13 protein-coding genes are annotated in these 14,383 nt (G+C 64.7%); 10 read left to right on the top strand and 3 right to left on the bottom strand.

The window, feature by feature from the left end; all coding sequences use genetic code 11:
• Nucleotides 1-141: 141 nt before the first annotated feature.
• Entirely contained in the window at nt 142-729 is a 588-nt protein-coding gene (locus AC1DYC_RS26925) for a nicotinate-nucleotide adenylyltransferase (protein WP_023684122.1), read from the top strand.
• A 74-nt stretch (nt 730-803) separates the two neighbouring features.
• Nucleotides 804-2,084, top strand: coding sequence for an MFS transporter (locus AC1DYC_RS26920; protein ID WP_477410750.1), 1,281 nt, complete (start codon nt 804-806; stop codon nt 2,082-2,084).
• A 12-nt stretch (nt 2,085-2,096) separates the two neighbouring features.
• On the opposite strand, the gene AC1DYC_RS26915 is transcribed toward AC1DYC_RS26920, so the two are convergent.
• Entirely contained in the window at nt 2,097-2,951 is an 855-nt protein-coding gene (locus AC1DYC_RS26915) for a mechanosensitive ion channel family protein (protein ID WP_477410749.1), read from the bottom strand.
• 253 nt (nt 2,952-3,204) lie between these two features.
• On the opposite strand from AC1DYC_RS26915, the gene rsfS reads away from it, so the two are divergent.
• From rsfS to AC1DYC_RS26875, 8 genes are all read left to right on the top strand, one after another.
• Nucleotides 3,205-3,582, top strand: a complete 378-nt coding sequence (gene rsfS / locus AC1DYC_RS26910; RefSeq protein WP_112559829.1) for a ribosome silencing factor — start codon at nt 3,205-3,207, stop codon at nt 3,580-3,582.
• A 62-nt stretch (nt 3,583-3,644) separates the two neighbouring features.
• Entirely contained in the window at nt 3,645-4,127 is a 483-nt protein-coding gene (rlmH, locus tag AC1DYC_RS26905; RefSeq protein ID WP_477410748.1) for a 23S rRNA (pseudouridine(1915)-N(3))-methyltransferase RlmH, read from the top strand.
• A gap of 122 nt (nt 4,128-4,249) precedes the next feature.
• Nucleotides 4,250-5,593, top strand: coding sequence for a murein hydrolase activator EnvC family protein (locus tag AC1DYC_RS26900; protein WP_477410747.1), 1,344 nt, complete (start codon nt 4,250-4,252; stop codon nt 5,591-5,593).
• A gap of 1 nt (nt 5,594) precedes the next feature.
• Nucleotides 5,595-6,920: a S41 family peptidase gene (locus AC1DYC_RS26895; RefSeq protein WP_192252503.1), complete on the top strand. Its 1,326-nt coding sequence runs from the start codon at nt 5,595-5,597 to the stop codon at nt 6,918-6,920.
• A 237-nt stretch (nt 6,921-7,157) separates the two neighbouring features.
• Entirely contained in the window at nt 7,158-8,336 is a 1,179-nt protein-coding gene (locus tag AC1DYC_RS26890; protein ID WP_477410746.1) for a divergent polysaccharide deacetylase family protein, read from the top strand.
• Nucleotides 8,337-8,386: 50 nt separating this feature from the next.
• The gene (locus AC1DYC_RS26885; RefSeq protein ID WP_477410745.1) at nt 8,387-8,899 is read left to right on the top strand and encodes an RNA pyrophosphohydrolase; all 513 of its coding nucleotides are present in this window, start codon (nt 8,387-8,389) and stop codon (nt 8,897-8,899) included.
• 83 nt (nt 8,900-8,982) lie between these two features.
• Complete coding sequence (gene alr, locus AC1DYC_RS26880) at nt 8,983-10,128, top strand: alanine racemase (RefSeq protein WP_477410744.1); 1,146 nt, start codon at nt 8,983-8,985, stop codon at nt 10,126-10,128.
• An 80-nt stretch (nt 10,129-10,208) separates the two neighbouring features.
• Nucleotides 10,209-11,465, top strand: a complete 1,257-nt coding sequence (locus tag AC1DYC_RS26875) for a D-amino acid dehydrogenase (protein WP_477410743.1) — start codon at nt 10,209-10,211, stop codon at nt 11,463-11,465.
• A 237-nt stretch (nt 11,466-11,702) separates the two neighbouring features.
• On the opposite strand, the gene AC1DYC_RS26870 is transcribed toward AC1DYC_RS26875, so the two are convergent.
• Complete coding sequence (locus AC1DYC_RS26870) at nt 11,703-13,862, bottom strand: phospholipase D-like domain-containing protein (RefSeq protein ID WP_477410742.1); 2,160 nt, start codon at nt 13,860-13,862, stop codon at nt 11,703-11,705.
• The gene (locus AC1DYC_RS26865) at nt 13,859-14,299 is read right to left on the bottom strand and encodes a hypothetical protein (protein WP_477410741.1); all 441 of its coding nucleotides are present in this window, start codon (nt 14,297-14,299) and stop codon (nt 13,859-13,861) included. The genes AC1DYC_RS26870 and AC1DYC_RS26865 overlap by 4 nt, the downstream gene beginning before the upstream one ends.
• Between the last annotated feature and the right edge of the window lie 84 nt (nt 14,300-14,383).

The raw sequence follows: 14,383 nt of genomic DNA, 5'->3' as shown, positions 1-14,383 counted from the left end.
CGCCGCCGCTGCAGAATTTCTGCCGTCATTGAAGCTGCCAATCTCCCCCCTTGAGGGGGAGATGTCCGGCAGGACAGAGGGGGGCGCTTGAGCACCATGCTGTCGCCCCTTCAGCCCGCCATCCCCTCCCACTACCTCCGTATGCCGCATGCAGAAAAAGGCCTTGCCGTCGGCCTGTTCGGCGGCTCTTTCAACCCGCCGCATGCCGGCCATGCGCTGGTGGCCGAAATCGCGCTGCGCCGCCTGGCGCTCGACCAGCTCTGGTGGATGGTCACCCCGGGCAATCCGTTGAAGAGCACGCGCGAGCTGGCGCCGCTCAGCGACCGGCTGCTGCAATCGGAACAGATCGCCAAGAACCCGAAGATCAAGGTCACCGCTTTCGAGGCGGCGCATCATATCCGCTTCACCGCCGACACGCTGGCGCTGGTCAAGGCGCGCAATCCCGGCGTCGATTTCGTCTGGATCATGGGGGCCGACTCACTTCGCGATTTCCACCGCTGGCAGCGCTGGCGCCAGATCGTCATGACCTTCCCAATCGCCGTCATCGACCGCCCGGGCGCCACGCTGTCCTTCCTGTCTTCGGTCGTCGCCAAGACCTTCGACTATGCCCGCGTCGATGAGGGTGACGCACCGAGGTTGGCGCGCATGAAGGCGCCGGCCTGGACGTTTATTCACGGCCCACGCTCGTCGCTGTCGTCGAGTGCTATCCGAAAGCAGGCCAAGGGATAACTCCGTAAGGCCAGATCGCCGATGTCGCTTTTACGGCGGTCTTTCGCCACTGGCTGGGCGATGCTGCGCCGGATATGGCCAATCCAGTGAACCAAACCGACATCGACCCGGACCACGGCGCCCCGCCGGCGCCGGTGATCGCGATTGCCAGCGTCGTCGTATCGATGGCGCTGATCGCAGTCGGCAATGGGTTGATGTTCGCCTATATCCCGGTCCGGCTCGGCGTCGAGCGCTTCGATCCGACCTGGGCCGGGCTGATCATCACCGGCCTGTCGGCCGGTGGCCTCGCCGGCTGTATCCTGACCGGGCCGCTGGTGCGGCGCGTCGGGCACGCCCGCGCCTTCATGGTGCTGTCGGCGCTGATTGCGCTCTCCAACGCCGCCATCGGCGCCGGCACCTATCCGCTGCTGTGGATCGCGGCGCGCTCGCTTTACGGCTTTGCCATATGCGGCCTGTTCATCGTCGCCCAAAGCTGGCTCAACGATGCCGTCGCCAACGCCATCAGAGGCCGGGTGATGGCGGTGTTCTACGTCGCCTATGTCGCCGGGCTCGGCGTTGGCTATGCCCTACTTGCGGCGGTCGACATCGCGTCGGCGCAGGCGCCGCTGATTGGCATTGCCTTCACCGCGGTGTCGATCCTGCCGGTCGGCATGACCCGTCTAGCTCAACCGCCACCACCTCGCGCGGCCTCGGTGGCGCTCGGGCGCGCCTGGCGGATCTCACCGGTCGGCGTGGCCGGCATGTTGGCCGTCGGCGGCCTGTCGATGGCGATCTCGGGCTTTGCGCCGATCCACGCCACGGCCAAGGGCTACAGCCAGGCCGATGTGGCGCTGCTGCTCTCGGCCATGCCGGTCGGCACGCTGATCCTGCAGATCCCGCTCGGCTGGATTTCGGACCGCACCGACCGCCGCTATGTGCTGGCCGGGGCCGCAGGGCTCGCCATCGTTGCCGGCCTGCTCGCCATCGGTTTCGACGGTGGCGCGCTGGCCATGCTGGTGGTGATCTATGTGATCTGGGACGGCGCTTCGGAATCGATCTATTCGCTGGCCAGCGCGCATGCCGCGGACCGCGCCGGCAAGGACGACATGGTGGCACTGTCGAGTTCGCTGCTGTTTGCCTGGTCGCTGGCGGGCTTCATCGTGCCGGGCATCGTGACGGCCCTGTCGGCCGTCTATGGCACGCAGGCCTTCATCTATGTGGCGATCGTCATCGCTACCGTCTTTTGCCTGTTCGTGCTGTGGCGGGTGGCGACGACGCGCGCCGTCCCCGCCACGGAGACCGGCAATTTCGCGCCGATGTCGGCGCAGGCGCCGCTGCCGGTGGAACTCGCCTACGCGCCGGAAGAGCAGCGCTAGAGCAATCGAGACCTACTGCCTCGTGGCGGCAGCCTCCTGCCGCGCTTCCGGTGGCGGCGCCGGGACCGAGATGGCCTCTGCGTCGAAGGCTTGCTTGACGCGCTTGGTGAGATCGATCTGGGTGGCGAAGAAATCCGCCGCCGACGTCCAGTAGCGCAAGGTGATGGCGACGCTGGCATCGCCGACGGTGGAGACAAAGGCAATCGGCACCGGCTCGCGCCTCACGCGACGCTCGCCACCGGCGACGCCGAGCATGGTTTTCTGGGCCAGGTCGATGTCGTTCCAGGAGCCGATGCTCAGCGTGATGTCGGTCCGGCGCACGCCGTTGCGGGTGAAATTGCGGACCGGCTGGTTCCACAGAGTCGAATTGGGCGCCAGCACATAGACGCCGTCGACCGTCCTCAGGCTGGTGGCGAACAGGCCGATTTCCTCGATCGTGCCGGAAATGGCGCCGACCTCGACATATTCGCCGATGCGGAATGGACGCAGCGCCAGAAGCATGATGCCGGCGGCAATGTTCTGCAGCGTGCCTTGCAGCGCCAGACCGATTGCCAGGCCGATGGCGCCGATGGCGGCGATGATCGAGGCCGTCTGCACGCCGAACTGGCCGAGCACCATGATGACGACCAGAATCAGGATGGCGTAGCGGACGATCTTCGAAAAGAAATGCCGCAGCGTCGCGTCGAAGCCATGGATATGGCCGAGCCCGCTAAAGATTGCGCGTTCGGCGAGGCCGGCCACGATGTAGCCGACGACCAGCAGGATGACGGCGCCGATGGCGGAAAAGGAATAGGAAACGATCAGCGTGCTGAGTTGCGCAAGCCCGGCCTGCACGGTGAGAAGCGTGTTCTGGGGGTCGATAGGCATCAGGAAAATCCGGTTTGGGGAATGGGGGGATAACGTGTCGATAACCGTGGCAGACGCCATCGGTTCCGATTTTTTTGAAGCCCGGCGGAACCGAAAGGTTGGCGCTACGTTCGCGCTCGCAGAGCCTACGTCTTGAAACTGCAACGGAACTCTGCCTATCTATGGGGTGTCACCTGATTTCATGGGTGATTTGGTTGTTCTTGCTGCGAAAGGAAATACACTGAGAACAGCACTGCGGAAGAAGGCCGACATCGTGCCTTCGCCGGCCAGGATCAGCGTAGACGACGCCGTATCCCGCGCCATCAAGACAGTCCTTGCCAGTCTGGAAGACTCCAAGGCCGAAAATATTGTCTCAATCGACATTCAGGGGAAATCGAGCCTCGGCGACTACATGGTTGTCGCATCGGGCCGATCGCACCGTCATGTCTCGGCTGTCGCCGACCATCTCCTCAAGGCGCTCAAGGATGCCGGTCTCGGCATGGCGCGCGTCGAGGGATTGTCCGGCGCCGACTGGGTCCTGATCGATTCGGGCGACATCATCGTCCATGTCTTCCGCCCCGAAGTCCGCGAATTCTACAATCTTGAAAAGATGTGGCAGGCGCCGGATCTCGAGGAAGAGACCTTGCACTGAGCTCCGTCTCATGTCGTAACCGTCGTGGGTGCGACATGGGCTGAAAGCTCGGCGAGGCACGGATGAAGATATCAGTTCATGCCGTGGGCCGGATGAAAACCGGCCCCGAGAGAGAGTTGGCCGACCGCTATTTCGATCGTTTCGGCAAAAGCGGCCCGGCGATCGGGCTCGAATTCTCCGGTATTTCTGAGATCGCCGAAGGCCGCTCCCAGAACGCCAATGAACGCCGCCGCGAGGAAGGCCAGAAGCTGCAGGCGCAGCTACAGCCGGGCACGGCGCTGTTCCTGCTCGACGAACGCGGCAAGAACCTGACCTCGGACGATCTAGCCAGCCGCATCGGCCAGCTGCGTGACAGCGGCCGCAAGGCGTTGGTGATCGCCATTGGCGGCGCCGACGGGCACGACCAATCGGTTCGCGACCAGGCCGATCTGGTGCTGTCGTTCGGCGCGGCGACCTGGCCGCACCAACTGGTGCGCGTCATGCTGGGCGAGCAGCTTTACCGGGCGGCGACGATTCTCTCGGGACATCCCTATCATCGTTCTTAAAGCAGTGGGTTGAGGTCAATCGTACGGATTTCCGCCTCAATACGCGGCTGTTTTGTGCTAGGCTTCGGTTTCGATCATGGTTGATGGTTCGTTAACGAAGCCACGCATAGAGTCGGGCTTCAATGGCTGACAGCAAGACATCAGGAACGGGCTTCGGGGGCGCGCGCTGCGGCATCGCTGCGGCAGTGATTTTGCTGTCGCTCGGGCTTGCGCGGGCCGAAAACACGCTCGACGTGGCACCCGACCCCGATCAGAGCCGGGCTGAATATGAAAAGGTTTCGGCCGAGATCACGCTGTCATCCGAACGGCTGGCCAAGCTCGCCGCAGACATTGCGGCGGTCAAGAAGGACCATGCCTCGATTACCGCGGCGCTGATCCAGTCGGCGATGACCGAGCAGAAGCTCGGCCAGGACATCGAGGATATCGGCGCCAGGCTCGAAGGGCTGAAGGGCGAGGAGGAGAAGATTCGCGTCTCGCTGGCTGCGCGGCGCGATGTGCTGGCCGAGGTGCTGGGCGCGTTGCAGCGCATGGGGCTCAATCCGCCGCCGGCGATCCTGGTCAAGCCGGAAGACGCGCTGTCGTCGGTGCGCAGCGCCATCCTGCTCGGCGCCGTGGTGCCGGAACTGCGCCAGCAGACCGACAAATTGCTGGCCGACCTCAAGGAACAGACGCGGGTGACCGCCTCGATCGAAGCCGAGCGGACGCGGCTGACGGCGGCGGTCGGCGAACAGACGGCGGAGAAGAAACGCCTCTCGATGCTGCTCGAGGCCAAGCAGAAGCTTGAGGCGGACACCTGGACCGCGATGGTGGCGGAAAAGCAGCGATCCCAGGCGCTTGCGGCCAAGGCCGGCAGCCTGAAGGAGCTGATCGCTTCGCTCGAGGCCGACAAAAGCCGCAAAGCGGCGGATGCGGCCAAGGCAGGCGAGCAGAAGGCGGCCGACGGCGACAAGCCGGACGCGGACACAACCGCGTCGACCGAGCTTGCCTCTTTGCCGGTGCCGGAAGGCAACCGCCTCACCGCCTCGGCGCCGTTTTCGGCGCTTCAGGGTCAGGTTTCGCTGCCGGTCACCGGCAAGATCAAGCGCCGTTTCGGGGCCGATGACGGTAACGGCGCGGTGATGCTTGGCGACATGGTTGCGACACAATCGGGAGCCATCGTCACGGCACCGGCGGATGGAAATGTGCTTTATGCGGGGCCTTTTCGCTCCTATGGTCAACTCTTGATCCTCAATGCGGGAGACGGCTATCATGTCGTCCTGGCGGGGATGAGCAGAATCAGCGTCGCGTCTGGCCAGTCGGTGCTCGCAGGAGAGCCGGTCGGCGCGATGGGAGAGGCCCGGGTGGCAAGCACCTCGGCCTCGAAGAATGAAAATGCCACGCCGGAACTCTATGTCGAGTTCCGCAAGGATGGAAAACCCGTCGATCCGACCCCATGGTGGGCGGACCGCTTCTCTGGAAGGACGTGAAATGATGCGGAAACTGTCGCTTCTTATTGCCGGTGCGCTGATGGGCGCGTCAGCGATGAGCCTGGTCTATGGCGCGCCCGGCTCAACGGCGAACGCTGCAGGCTCCGAAACCTACAAGCAACTGGCGATCTTCGGCGATATCTTCGAGCGCGTGCGGGCGCAGTATGTGACGCCGCCGGACGACAAGTCGCTGGTCGAAAACGCCATCAACGGCATGCTTGCCTCGCTCGATCCGCACTCCTCCTACATGAATGCCGAGCAGGCGCAGGACATGCGCGTGCAGACCAAGGGTGAGTTCGGCGGCCTCGGCATCGAGGTCACCATGGAGAACGACCTGGTCAAGGTGATCACGCCGATCGACGACACCCCGGCCGCCAAGGCAGGCGTGCTGGCCGGCGACTATATCGCCAAGATCGACGGCGAAGAGGTTCGCGGCCTGACGCTGAACGACGCGGTCGAGAAGATGCGCGGCCTGGTCAACACGCCGATCAAGCTCACCATCCTGCGCCAGGGCGCCGACAAGCCGATCGAACTGACCGTCGTGCGCGACATCATCAAGGTCAAGGCGGTCAAGTTCCGGGTCGAGAACGACATCGGCTACATGAAGATCACCTCCTTCACCGAAAAGACCTATGACGACCTTGAGAACGCCATCGACACCATCAAGAAGCAGGTGCCGAACGACAAGCTCAAAGGCTATGTGCTCGATCTGCGCCTCAACCCGGGCGGCCTGCTCGACCAGGCGGTGAGCGTGTCCGACGCCTTCCTCGACCGTGGCGAGATCGTCTCGACCCGCGGCCGCGACCCGAAGGATGTCACCCGCTTCGACGCCAAGGCGGGCGATGACATCGGCGCCAAGCCGCTGATCGTGCTGGTCAATGGCGGTTCGGCCAGTGCTTCGGAAATCGTTGCCGGCGCGCTGCAGGACCTGCGCCGCGCCACGGTGGTCGGCACGCAGTCCTTCGGCAAGGGCTCGGTGCAGACCATCATCCCGCTTGGCGAGAATGGCGCGCTGCGCCTGACGACGGCGCTCTATTACACGCCGTCCGGCAAGTCGATCCAGGGCAAGGGCATTACGCCCGATATCAAGGTCGACCAGCCGCTGCCGCCCGAACTGCAGGGCAGGGACCTGACCCGCGGCGAATCGGACCTCAAGGGCCACATCAAGGGCGCCGACGAGAGCGATACCGGTTCGGGCTCGGCAGCCTATGTGCCACCGGATCCGAAGGATGATCTGCAGCTCATCTATGCCGAACAGCTGTTGCGTGGCCAGAAGACCGATCCGGCGTTCCCGCCGAATCCGGAGAAGGCCGTGCTCAACCAGTAAAGTCGACAGGCGGGACTCTTTTGATGCATGTCGTTGTCCCAAACCGGGACCACTTTTGAGCGACATGCATCTGGCTGCCTGATCGAAGCAATGCAATGCTGCCGGGACCGCGAGGTTCCGGCAGTTTGATTCGGGGGAGCGGTTGACGTGCCGTGCCTCAACGGCGCCGGGGACGCGCCGAGAGTTTGGAATTTGCGCCTTCCGAAGCCTTTCGGAATCATGCGCCGGGGATGCGGCTTGGCTGACATCGGCAAAGACATAGAACGCCCGCTCGGACAGACCGTCCGGCCGCGCGCTGCGTCGCGCGGGTTGAGCGCCCGTGCTGTCGCGACGACACTGGTCGTGCTGGCCGCGCTCGGCATCTCCGGCGCGATCGCGCTGCGCGAAAAGCCGTTTCGCAAGCTCGAACAGGCGGTGGTCTCGACGCCGAAGGTGACGGCGGCAGCGGAGCCTGCCGCGGCGGCGCCAACTGCCGCGCCCGCGGCGCCGAAGCCGGAAACGCCGCCCAAGGCAGCCGGGCCGCAGATCATTCATGTGCAGACCCAGGAGGGCGACGGCCCACCAAATGCAGCCATCGTCATCCAGGACCCGTCGACGATCGGTCAGAATCTGAAGGTCGCGCATATTCCCGACAAGGCGCTGATCGAGGCCAGCGACACCGGCCCGCTGCCGGTCCGCGCCGCTGACGGCCGGCGGCCTTTCGATGTTTATGCCAGGCCGTGGTCAGGCTCACGCGGCGCCCGCGTGGCAATCGTCATCGGTGGGCTTGCAGTGTCGCAGACCGGCACGCAGGCGGCGATCGCCAAGCTGCCGGCGGAAGTTACCTTGGCCTTCGCCCCGCAAGGCAACAGCATCGGCCGCTGGATGCAGGCGGCAAGGCAGAGCGGGCATGAGGTTGTCATGCAGGTGCCGCTCGAACCGTTCGACTACCCCAACGTCAATCCCGGCCGCAACACGCTGACGGTGGCGGCAAGCCCTGACGAGAACCTGAAGAGCCTGCGCTGGGCGCTGTCGCGGACCACCAACTATACCGGCGTCATGAACTACATGGGAGCGCGCTTCTCCGCCGACGCCACCGCAATGGGACCGTTCATGGCTGAACTCGGCAAGCGCGGCCTTGCCTATATCGATGACGGCTCGTCGGCGCGCAGCCTGGCGCCGGACCTGGCCCTGAAGGACGGCGTGCCGTTTGTCGCCGGCGATATGGCGATCGATGCCGTGCAGGATCGCGGCGCCATCCTGAAAAAGCTCGATGCGCTGGAAGCCACCGCGCGCGCCAAAGGTTCCGCCGTCGGCATCGGCTCGGCCTTCGATCTCACCGTCGATACCCTCACCTCCTGGATCGCGGAGGCGAAGAAGCGCGGCATCGAAATCGTGCCGATCTCGGCCGTGGCCATCGACCCGCAAAAGAATTAGCGCTATCTGCCGCACCGGCGCGAACTCTGGAAAACGGCTGGACCTGACAGATGGCTAAAAAGATCGATCCCGAAACGCTGCCCTATCGCCCCTGCGTCGGACTGATGATCCTCAACGGCGACGGGCTGGTCTGGGTCGGCCATCGCATCGCCGAACCGGACAGCGAATTCGCCGGCACAAAGCAGCTCTGGCAGATGCCGCAAGGCGGCATCGACAAGGGCGAGGAGCCGCTGCAGGCGGCTGGGCGCGAGCTCTACGAAGAGACCGGCATGCGCTCGGTCACACTGCTGGCGGAAGCGCCGCACTGGATCAATTACGATCTGCCGCCCGATCTCGTCGGCATCGCCTTCAAGGGGCGTTATCGCGGTCAGACGCAGAAATGGTTCGCCTACCGCTTTCACGGCGAGACCAGCGAGATCCAGATCAATCCGCCACCTGGCGGCCATACCGCCGAATTCGATGAATGGGCCTGGCGGCCGATGCAGGACCTGCCCGACCTGATCGTGCCGTTCAAGCGAAAGGTCTATGAGGACGTGGTGGCGGCGTTCCGGCATCTGGCGTAGGCCGCCCAAGGGCTGGGCTGTTGCGGCGTCCATGATCTGTCCTTACTGATAGGGTTTGTTTGGTGCTCTGGTCAGGAGCCGGGATGAGCAGCGCCTCGGAGAAGTCACTGCATTCAGCACATGAGGCCGGCCCGCAGCCGATCAGCGAAGCCGCCGCCGGCGCCATCCTGACCATCGATCTCGGCGCTGTCAGAGAGAATTATCGGCGGCTGAAGGCGAAGCTCGGCGGCGTGCGCTGTGCCGGTGTCGTCAAAGCCGACGGTTACGGGCTCGGCGCGCGGCAGGTGGCGACGGCACTGGTTGCCGAAGGCTGCGATATCTTCTTTGTCGCACATCTCGCTGAGGGTGCAGCACTGCGCAAGGCACTCGGGCCGCGGCCGCAGATCCATGTGCTGAACGGCCTGCCGCCGGGATCGGAGCCGGAGGCGGTTGCAGCGGATCTTGTGCCCGTCATCAACAGTGCCGAACAGCTGAAGGCATGGAGCGAGGCCGGCCAAAAGGCCGGCCGCAAGTTCAAGGCGGCCGTTCAGGTCGATAGCGGCATGTCACGGCTGGGGATGGCGCCTGCGGAGGTCGAGGCGCTTGCGGCCGATGCCTTCGCCGGCGTCGACGTTGTCCTGGTCATGAGCCATCTGGCCCGGGCCGACGAACCTACCAATGCGGCCAATGATGCGCAGCTCAGGGAATTCGAACGGCTGCGCACAATGCTGCCCAGGGCGCCGGCGTCGCTCGACAATTCCTCGGGCATCTTTCTCGGCCTTCCCTATCGTTTCGATCTCGCCCGACCGGGGGCTGCGCTCTACGGCATCAACCCGACGCCGGACGAGGCGAACCCGATGCTGCCGGTGGTGCGGCTCGAGGCAAAGGTCATCCAGACGCGCAGCCTCGAAAGCGGGGCGGGCGTCGGCTACGGTCATGCGTTTCGCACCAGCGGTCCCTTGCGCGCGGCGACAATCTCGCTCGGCTATGCCGATGGCTGGCACCGGCGCGCCGCTTCGGCTGCCTGGTTCGAAGGTGTCAGGCTGCCCTTTGTCGGCCGCGTGTCGATGGATTCGATCATTCTCGACATTTCGGCGCTGCCGGCCGGCCGGCTGCGCGAAGGCGACCTTGTCGAACTGCTGGGTCCCTCACAAAGCGTCGATGACGCCGCCGGCCATGCCGGCACCATCGGCTATGAAATCCTGACCAGCCTCGGCCCCCGCTTCCACCGCCGCTATATCGGTGGATAGAAGCGGCCCCTTGGCGGACGCGGCAAAATCCGGCAGACATGACGTGGCGGCCTCTGGCAGACGTCTTGGAGAGTGATGCGATGAAGATCTTCGTGTTGGGCGGCGGCGTTATCGGGGTCACCACCGCCTACTATCTCGCCGAGGCCGGCCACGAGGTCACGGTGTTCGACCGCCAGAAGGGGCCGGCGCTGGAAACCAGCTTCGCCAATGCCGGCGAGGTGTCGCCCGGCTATGCCTCGCCCTGGGCCGGTCCCGGCATTCCGCTGAAGGCAATCAGATGGCTGTTGATGAAGCATGGCCCGCTGGTGGTGCGGCCGGCCTTCGATCCGCATATGTGGACGTGGCTACTCAAGATGCTGCGCAATTGCACGGCCGATCGCTACGCCATCAACAAGGCGCGCATGGTGCCGCTCGCCGAATACAGCCGCGACACGCTGAAGGCGCTGCGCGAGGCGACCGGCATCGCCTATGACGAGCGCACCAAAGGCACGCTGCAGCTGTTTCGCACGCAAAAGCAGCTCGACGGCACGGGCGGCGATGTCGAGGTGCTGAAGAAATATGGCGTGCCCTACGAGTTGCTCGATCCCGACGGCTGCATTGGAGCCGAGCCGGCGCTGGCCGGCGTCAGGGAAAAGTTTGTCGGCGGGCTCAGGCTGCCCGGCGACGAAACCGGCGACTGCAAGATGTTCACCGACAGATTGGCCGAGCTGTGCGTGGCGCGCGGCGTCACGTTCGAATACGGCACGCAGATCAGGCGCTTCACCAAGAACCGCAATCGCATCGTCAGCTTCGGCACAGACCAGCGCTCGCGCGCGGCCGACGCCTATGTGCTGGCGTTGGGCAGCTACTCGGCGCGGTTCATGCGACTGCTCAGGCGTCCGATCCCGGTCTATCCGGTCAAGGGCTATTCGATCACCGTGCCGATCAAGGATGCAGCGGCTGCACCGGAATCGACGGTGATGGACGAAACCTACAAGGTGGCGATCACCCGGCTCGGCGACCGCATCCGCGTCGGCGGCACGGCGGAGATTTCGGGCTTCGATCTCAGGCTGCACGAATCGCGCCGGCGCACGCTCGAACATTCGGTCGGCGATCTGTTCCCGGATGGCGGCGATCTCAAGGCGGCGTCTTTCTGGTGCGGGCTGCGGCCGATGACGCCGGACGGGCCACCGCTGATCGGCCGCACCGAGTTCTCCAACCTCTATCTCAACACCGGCCACGGCACGCTCGGCTGGACCATGGCCTGCGGCTCGGCCAAGGTGCTGTCCGACATCATCTCCAGCAAAGTGCCTGATATCGATGTGCGGGAGCTGGGGCCGGAACGGTATTTGCGGTAGGGCGAAAGGCAGCCCAAGTCATCCAACGCTGGAGGGACAGCACCCCCCTCTGGCCTGCCGGCCATCTCCCCCTCAAGGAGGGAGATTGGCAGCTTTGGCCACCGCGCCATCTTATCGACGCTGAAAATTGGCGAAAACCAAAACGACGTCCGATCTCCCCCCTTGCGGGGGAGATGTCCGGCAGGACAGAGGGGGGTGAAGGATCGCCACGTTCTCTGTTGCGCGCTGTGGGTTCCCTCAAAACGCCTCCTTCACCCAGCCCTTCGAGAACAGCCAGCGGTAGGCCCAGGGTATGGTCCCCTTGGTCGACACCGGGTTCGAATGGGCGACATAGTCGTCATAGACCGGCTGCATCCTGGCGTAGAAGGCGGGGTCGAGCACCGTCATGCCGTTCTCCAGGTCGTGGAAGAAGCTGCGGTTGTTGAGGTTGACCGACGAGATCGTCACCAGCCTTTCGTCGATCATCATGATCTTGGAATGCAGAACGACATCGGGCGCCTTGAATTCGCGGATGTTGATGCGGTCGCCATATTTCTCGACGAACAGCTTGTTGAGCGCGGTCAGCAACTTGCCGCCAATGTCGCCCTTGAGGTCGATGCGGCCGACAATGTCGATCCTGACACCGCGCCCCAGCGCTCTTTCTATGGCCAGGCTGAGCTTCGGGGTCAGATTGAGGTAGGGATTGACGATCTCGATATGGTGCTCTGCGGTGTCGATCAGCTCGACGAAATAGGTCTCCAGCGCGTGGTTGTCCTCATAGGGCACGGATATGAAATGGCGCACCGTGCCTGACGGGCGCCGGCCGTCGGTGCGCACCGGGATGGAGAAGGGCCTGATAATGTTGGTGTCGGCATCGCGCAGCCACAAGGTCGAGAGATGCGCGGCAAGCGTCTCGACCGTGGCCGGATCGGCGAACTCGATGTCGAAATCGCTCCAGTTCGAATAGTAGTTCAGCGAGAGGCCGTCAGTCTTGCCGTATTGCTCCAGGTTCGGATAGCGCGACAGGTCGATCGGCTTGTGGAACAGGAAACCGTCATGGATGTTGCGGCCGCCGATGATGACGCGCGAGCGGGCGGGATTTTCGGCCAGCGTCGCCAGCATCTTGACGTGGTGGGTCTTGTGTAGCTGCGACAGCTGCTCGTCGATCGGTGCGCCCTGGTCGGCCCGCCAGCGATATTCCTGCAGCTCGACATTGGGGTAGTCGGCCGCCAGCCGGTGCAGCAGCGTGTCGTCCTTGTCGCGCTCCAGCACGTCGGTCACCATGATGCGCACCTTGGCGCCGAGGGCGGCGTGGTGGCGGATCAGCCGTTCGAGGATGCGGCCGGAAAAGTCGGCCTTGAACTCCAGCGACGACAGAAAGATCAGCTTGAGTTTCGGCGCGCGCGAGAAGTCGAGCGGCAGTTCGGGGTCAGCCTTGTCGAAGGCGCTGTCGGGCAGCGGTGCACCGAGCAGCGCCTCGACCTTGGCGTTGAAGCCGTCGCGGGATTCGCGCAGCAGGCGCGGTGACCCCACCGGCAGCGAGCAGGTCTGCGACAGCCAGCGGCCGGCATAAAAGGCGCGGTCGAGTTCCTCCAGCCCGGACGGATCGGGCACCGGACAGCGCTCGTAGCGGCTGTCGAGCGCGGCAATCGCCGGATATGCGACCTCTTCGCGCAGGATGGTGAGCTGTGTTCCCGCCGGGGCCAGGCTGGAGCTGAGCTTGAGATTGCAGCGGTTCAGACTGTCACCGGGAAACAGGGAGACGGTGGCTGCTTCTTCTCCCGAAAGGTGGAAGCGAAACGGTGCGCCGGCGGTAAGAGAACGCGAGCCACCGTCGGCGCGGATTGCCAGCGCGCCGTCGCAGGCGCCCGCCAGGTCGACCGGCTGCCGGCCCGACTGGCGCAGCACGATCTCGACCGAGCGTGCCTGCAGGCCGGAAAAGCTGAATGTCTTGGGTGCGGTCGGTCGAGCGGCGGCGTCGATATAGAGCGTCTGCCGCGACACGCGCCAGCGGCCGTCGAAATGGCCTTCGCCGGCTGTGCTGTTCGTCGCCGGCATCTGCTCCGCGGTGACCGGTTTCGCCAGCTGCTCCAGTGTCCGGTAGGTGGCCTGGAAATCGCGGTTGGCGATGGCATGGCGGTCATGGCCGAACGGACCGGTGCCGTTCCCCCTGTCCATGGCGCCGATCTGGTTGTGCGCGAGCAGCGCCAGAAACTGCCTTTCGTAGTTGCCGGTGCCGGCATCGCCGAAAAACTGGGTGGCGGCGGTCTGAGGCCCCGGTGTGGCGGCCGATAGCGACGGCCGCTCGCAATCCGTCGCGCCGGGGAAAAAATCGCAGCTGTGTTTGAGCGGACCGGCGCAGGCGGCGAGGGCTGCGAGCGCCGGCCCGGCGATCGCCAGGCAAATGGCGCGATTCATCCGGTCGCCCTGTTCATTGTCTTCAGCTCGGCCGGGTCGCGCGGCGGCAGGAAGCCTTGCGGAAAGACCTTGCAGACGGGAAGCGCGAAGGTGGCGATCAAAAGCTCGGCCTCGCCGCGCATCTTTTTCGGCGCCGTCCTGTCGTCGCGGATCGCCTTTGCCGAGGCGACGAGAGCGCTGTCGCAGTCGCAATGATTGCGGCGCGCGATGTAGCAGGCGTCATGGGTCTGGCAGGCGCTGTCGAGACGATTGACAGGGCGGGCCGAGAGGTCGCCGGTGCGGGTGCCCGGGCCGCAATAATTGCCGAAGACGAAAGGCGAGGGGCGGGCCATCGCGGTGCGGACCGGCTTGGGCAACTCGGCTTCCGGAACCGTGGCCCATGGGTTGGCGCAGGCCGAAAGCCAAGCCAGCGGGAGGATGGCAAGAACGGCTCGCATTGTTATCCGCGCCAGCTTTCCGAAAAATGTGCCACCCGGCGCCCCACCGTATCGTCGGCAACATCCTGCCCCTGATGCCACACT

Source organism: Mesorhizobium sp. P2_E7 (assembly GCF_056403855.1).
Note: the sequence above shows the minus strand (reverse complement) of the source record. Positions and strands in the feature narration are given on the sequence as shown.

What these genes read in the sequence shown, in the direction of transcription:
- AC1DYC_RS26925 (WP_023684122.1), top strand. Translation starts at nt 142, where the DNA reads ATGCCGCATGCAGAAAAAGGCCTTGCCGTCGGCCTGTTCGGCGGCTCT.
- AC1DYC_RS26920 (WP_477410750.1), top strand. Translation starts at nt 804, where the DNA reads ATGGCCAATCCAGTGAACCAAACCGACATCGACCCGGACCACGGCGCC.
- AC1DYC_RS26915 (WP_477410749.1), bottom strand. Translation starts at nt 2,951, where the DNA reads ATGCCTATCGACCCCCAGAACACGCTTCTCACCGTGCAGGCCGGGCTT.
- rlmH (WP_477410748.1), top strand. Translation starts at nt 3,645, where the DNA reads ATGAAGATATCAGTTCATGCCGTGGGCCGGATGAAAACCGGCCCCGAG.
- AC1DYC_RS26900 (WP_477410747.1), top strand. Translation starts at nt 4,250, where the DNA reads ATGGCTGACAGCAAGACATCAGGAACGGGCTTCGGGGGCGCGCGCTGC.
- AC1DYC_RS26895 (WP_192252503.1), top strand. Translation starts at nt 5,595, where the DNA reads ATGATGCGGAAACTGTCGCTTCTTATTGCCGGTGCGCTGATGGGCGCG.
- AC1DYC_RS26885 (WP_477410745.1), top strand. Translation starts at nt 8,387, where the DNA reads ATGGCTAAAAAGATCGATCCCGAAACGCTGCCCTATCGCCCCTGCGTC.
- alr (WP_477410744.1), top strand. Translation starts at nt 8,983, where the DNA reads ATGAGCAGCGCCTCGGAGAAGTCACTGCATTCAGCACATGAGGCCGGC.
- AC1DYC_RS26875 (WP_477410743.1), top strand. Translation starts at nt 10,209, where the DNA reads ATGAAGATCTTCGTGTTGGGCGGCGGCGTTATCGGGGTCACCACCGCC.
- AC1DYC_RS26870 (WP_477410742.1), bottom strand. Translation starts at nt 13,862, where the DNA reads ATGAATCGCGCCATTTGCCTGGCGATCGCCGGGCCGGCGCTCGCAGCC.
- AC1DYC_RS26865 (WP_477410741.1), bottom strand. Translation starts at nt 14,299, where the DNA reads ATGCGAGCCGTTCTTGCCATCCTCCCGCTGGCTTGGCTTTCGGCCTGC.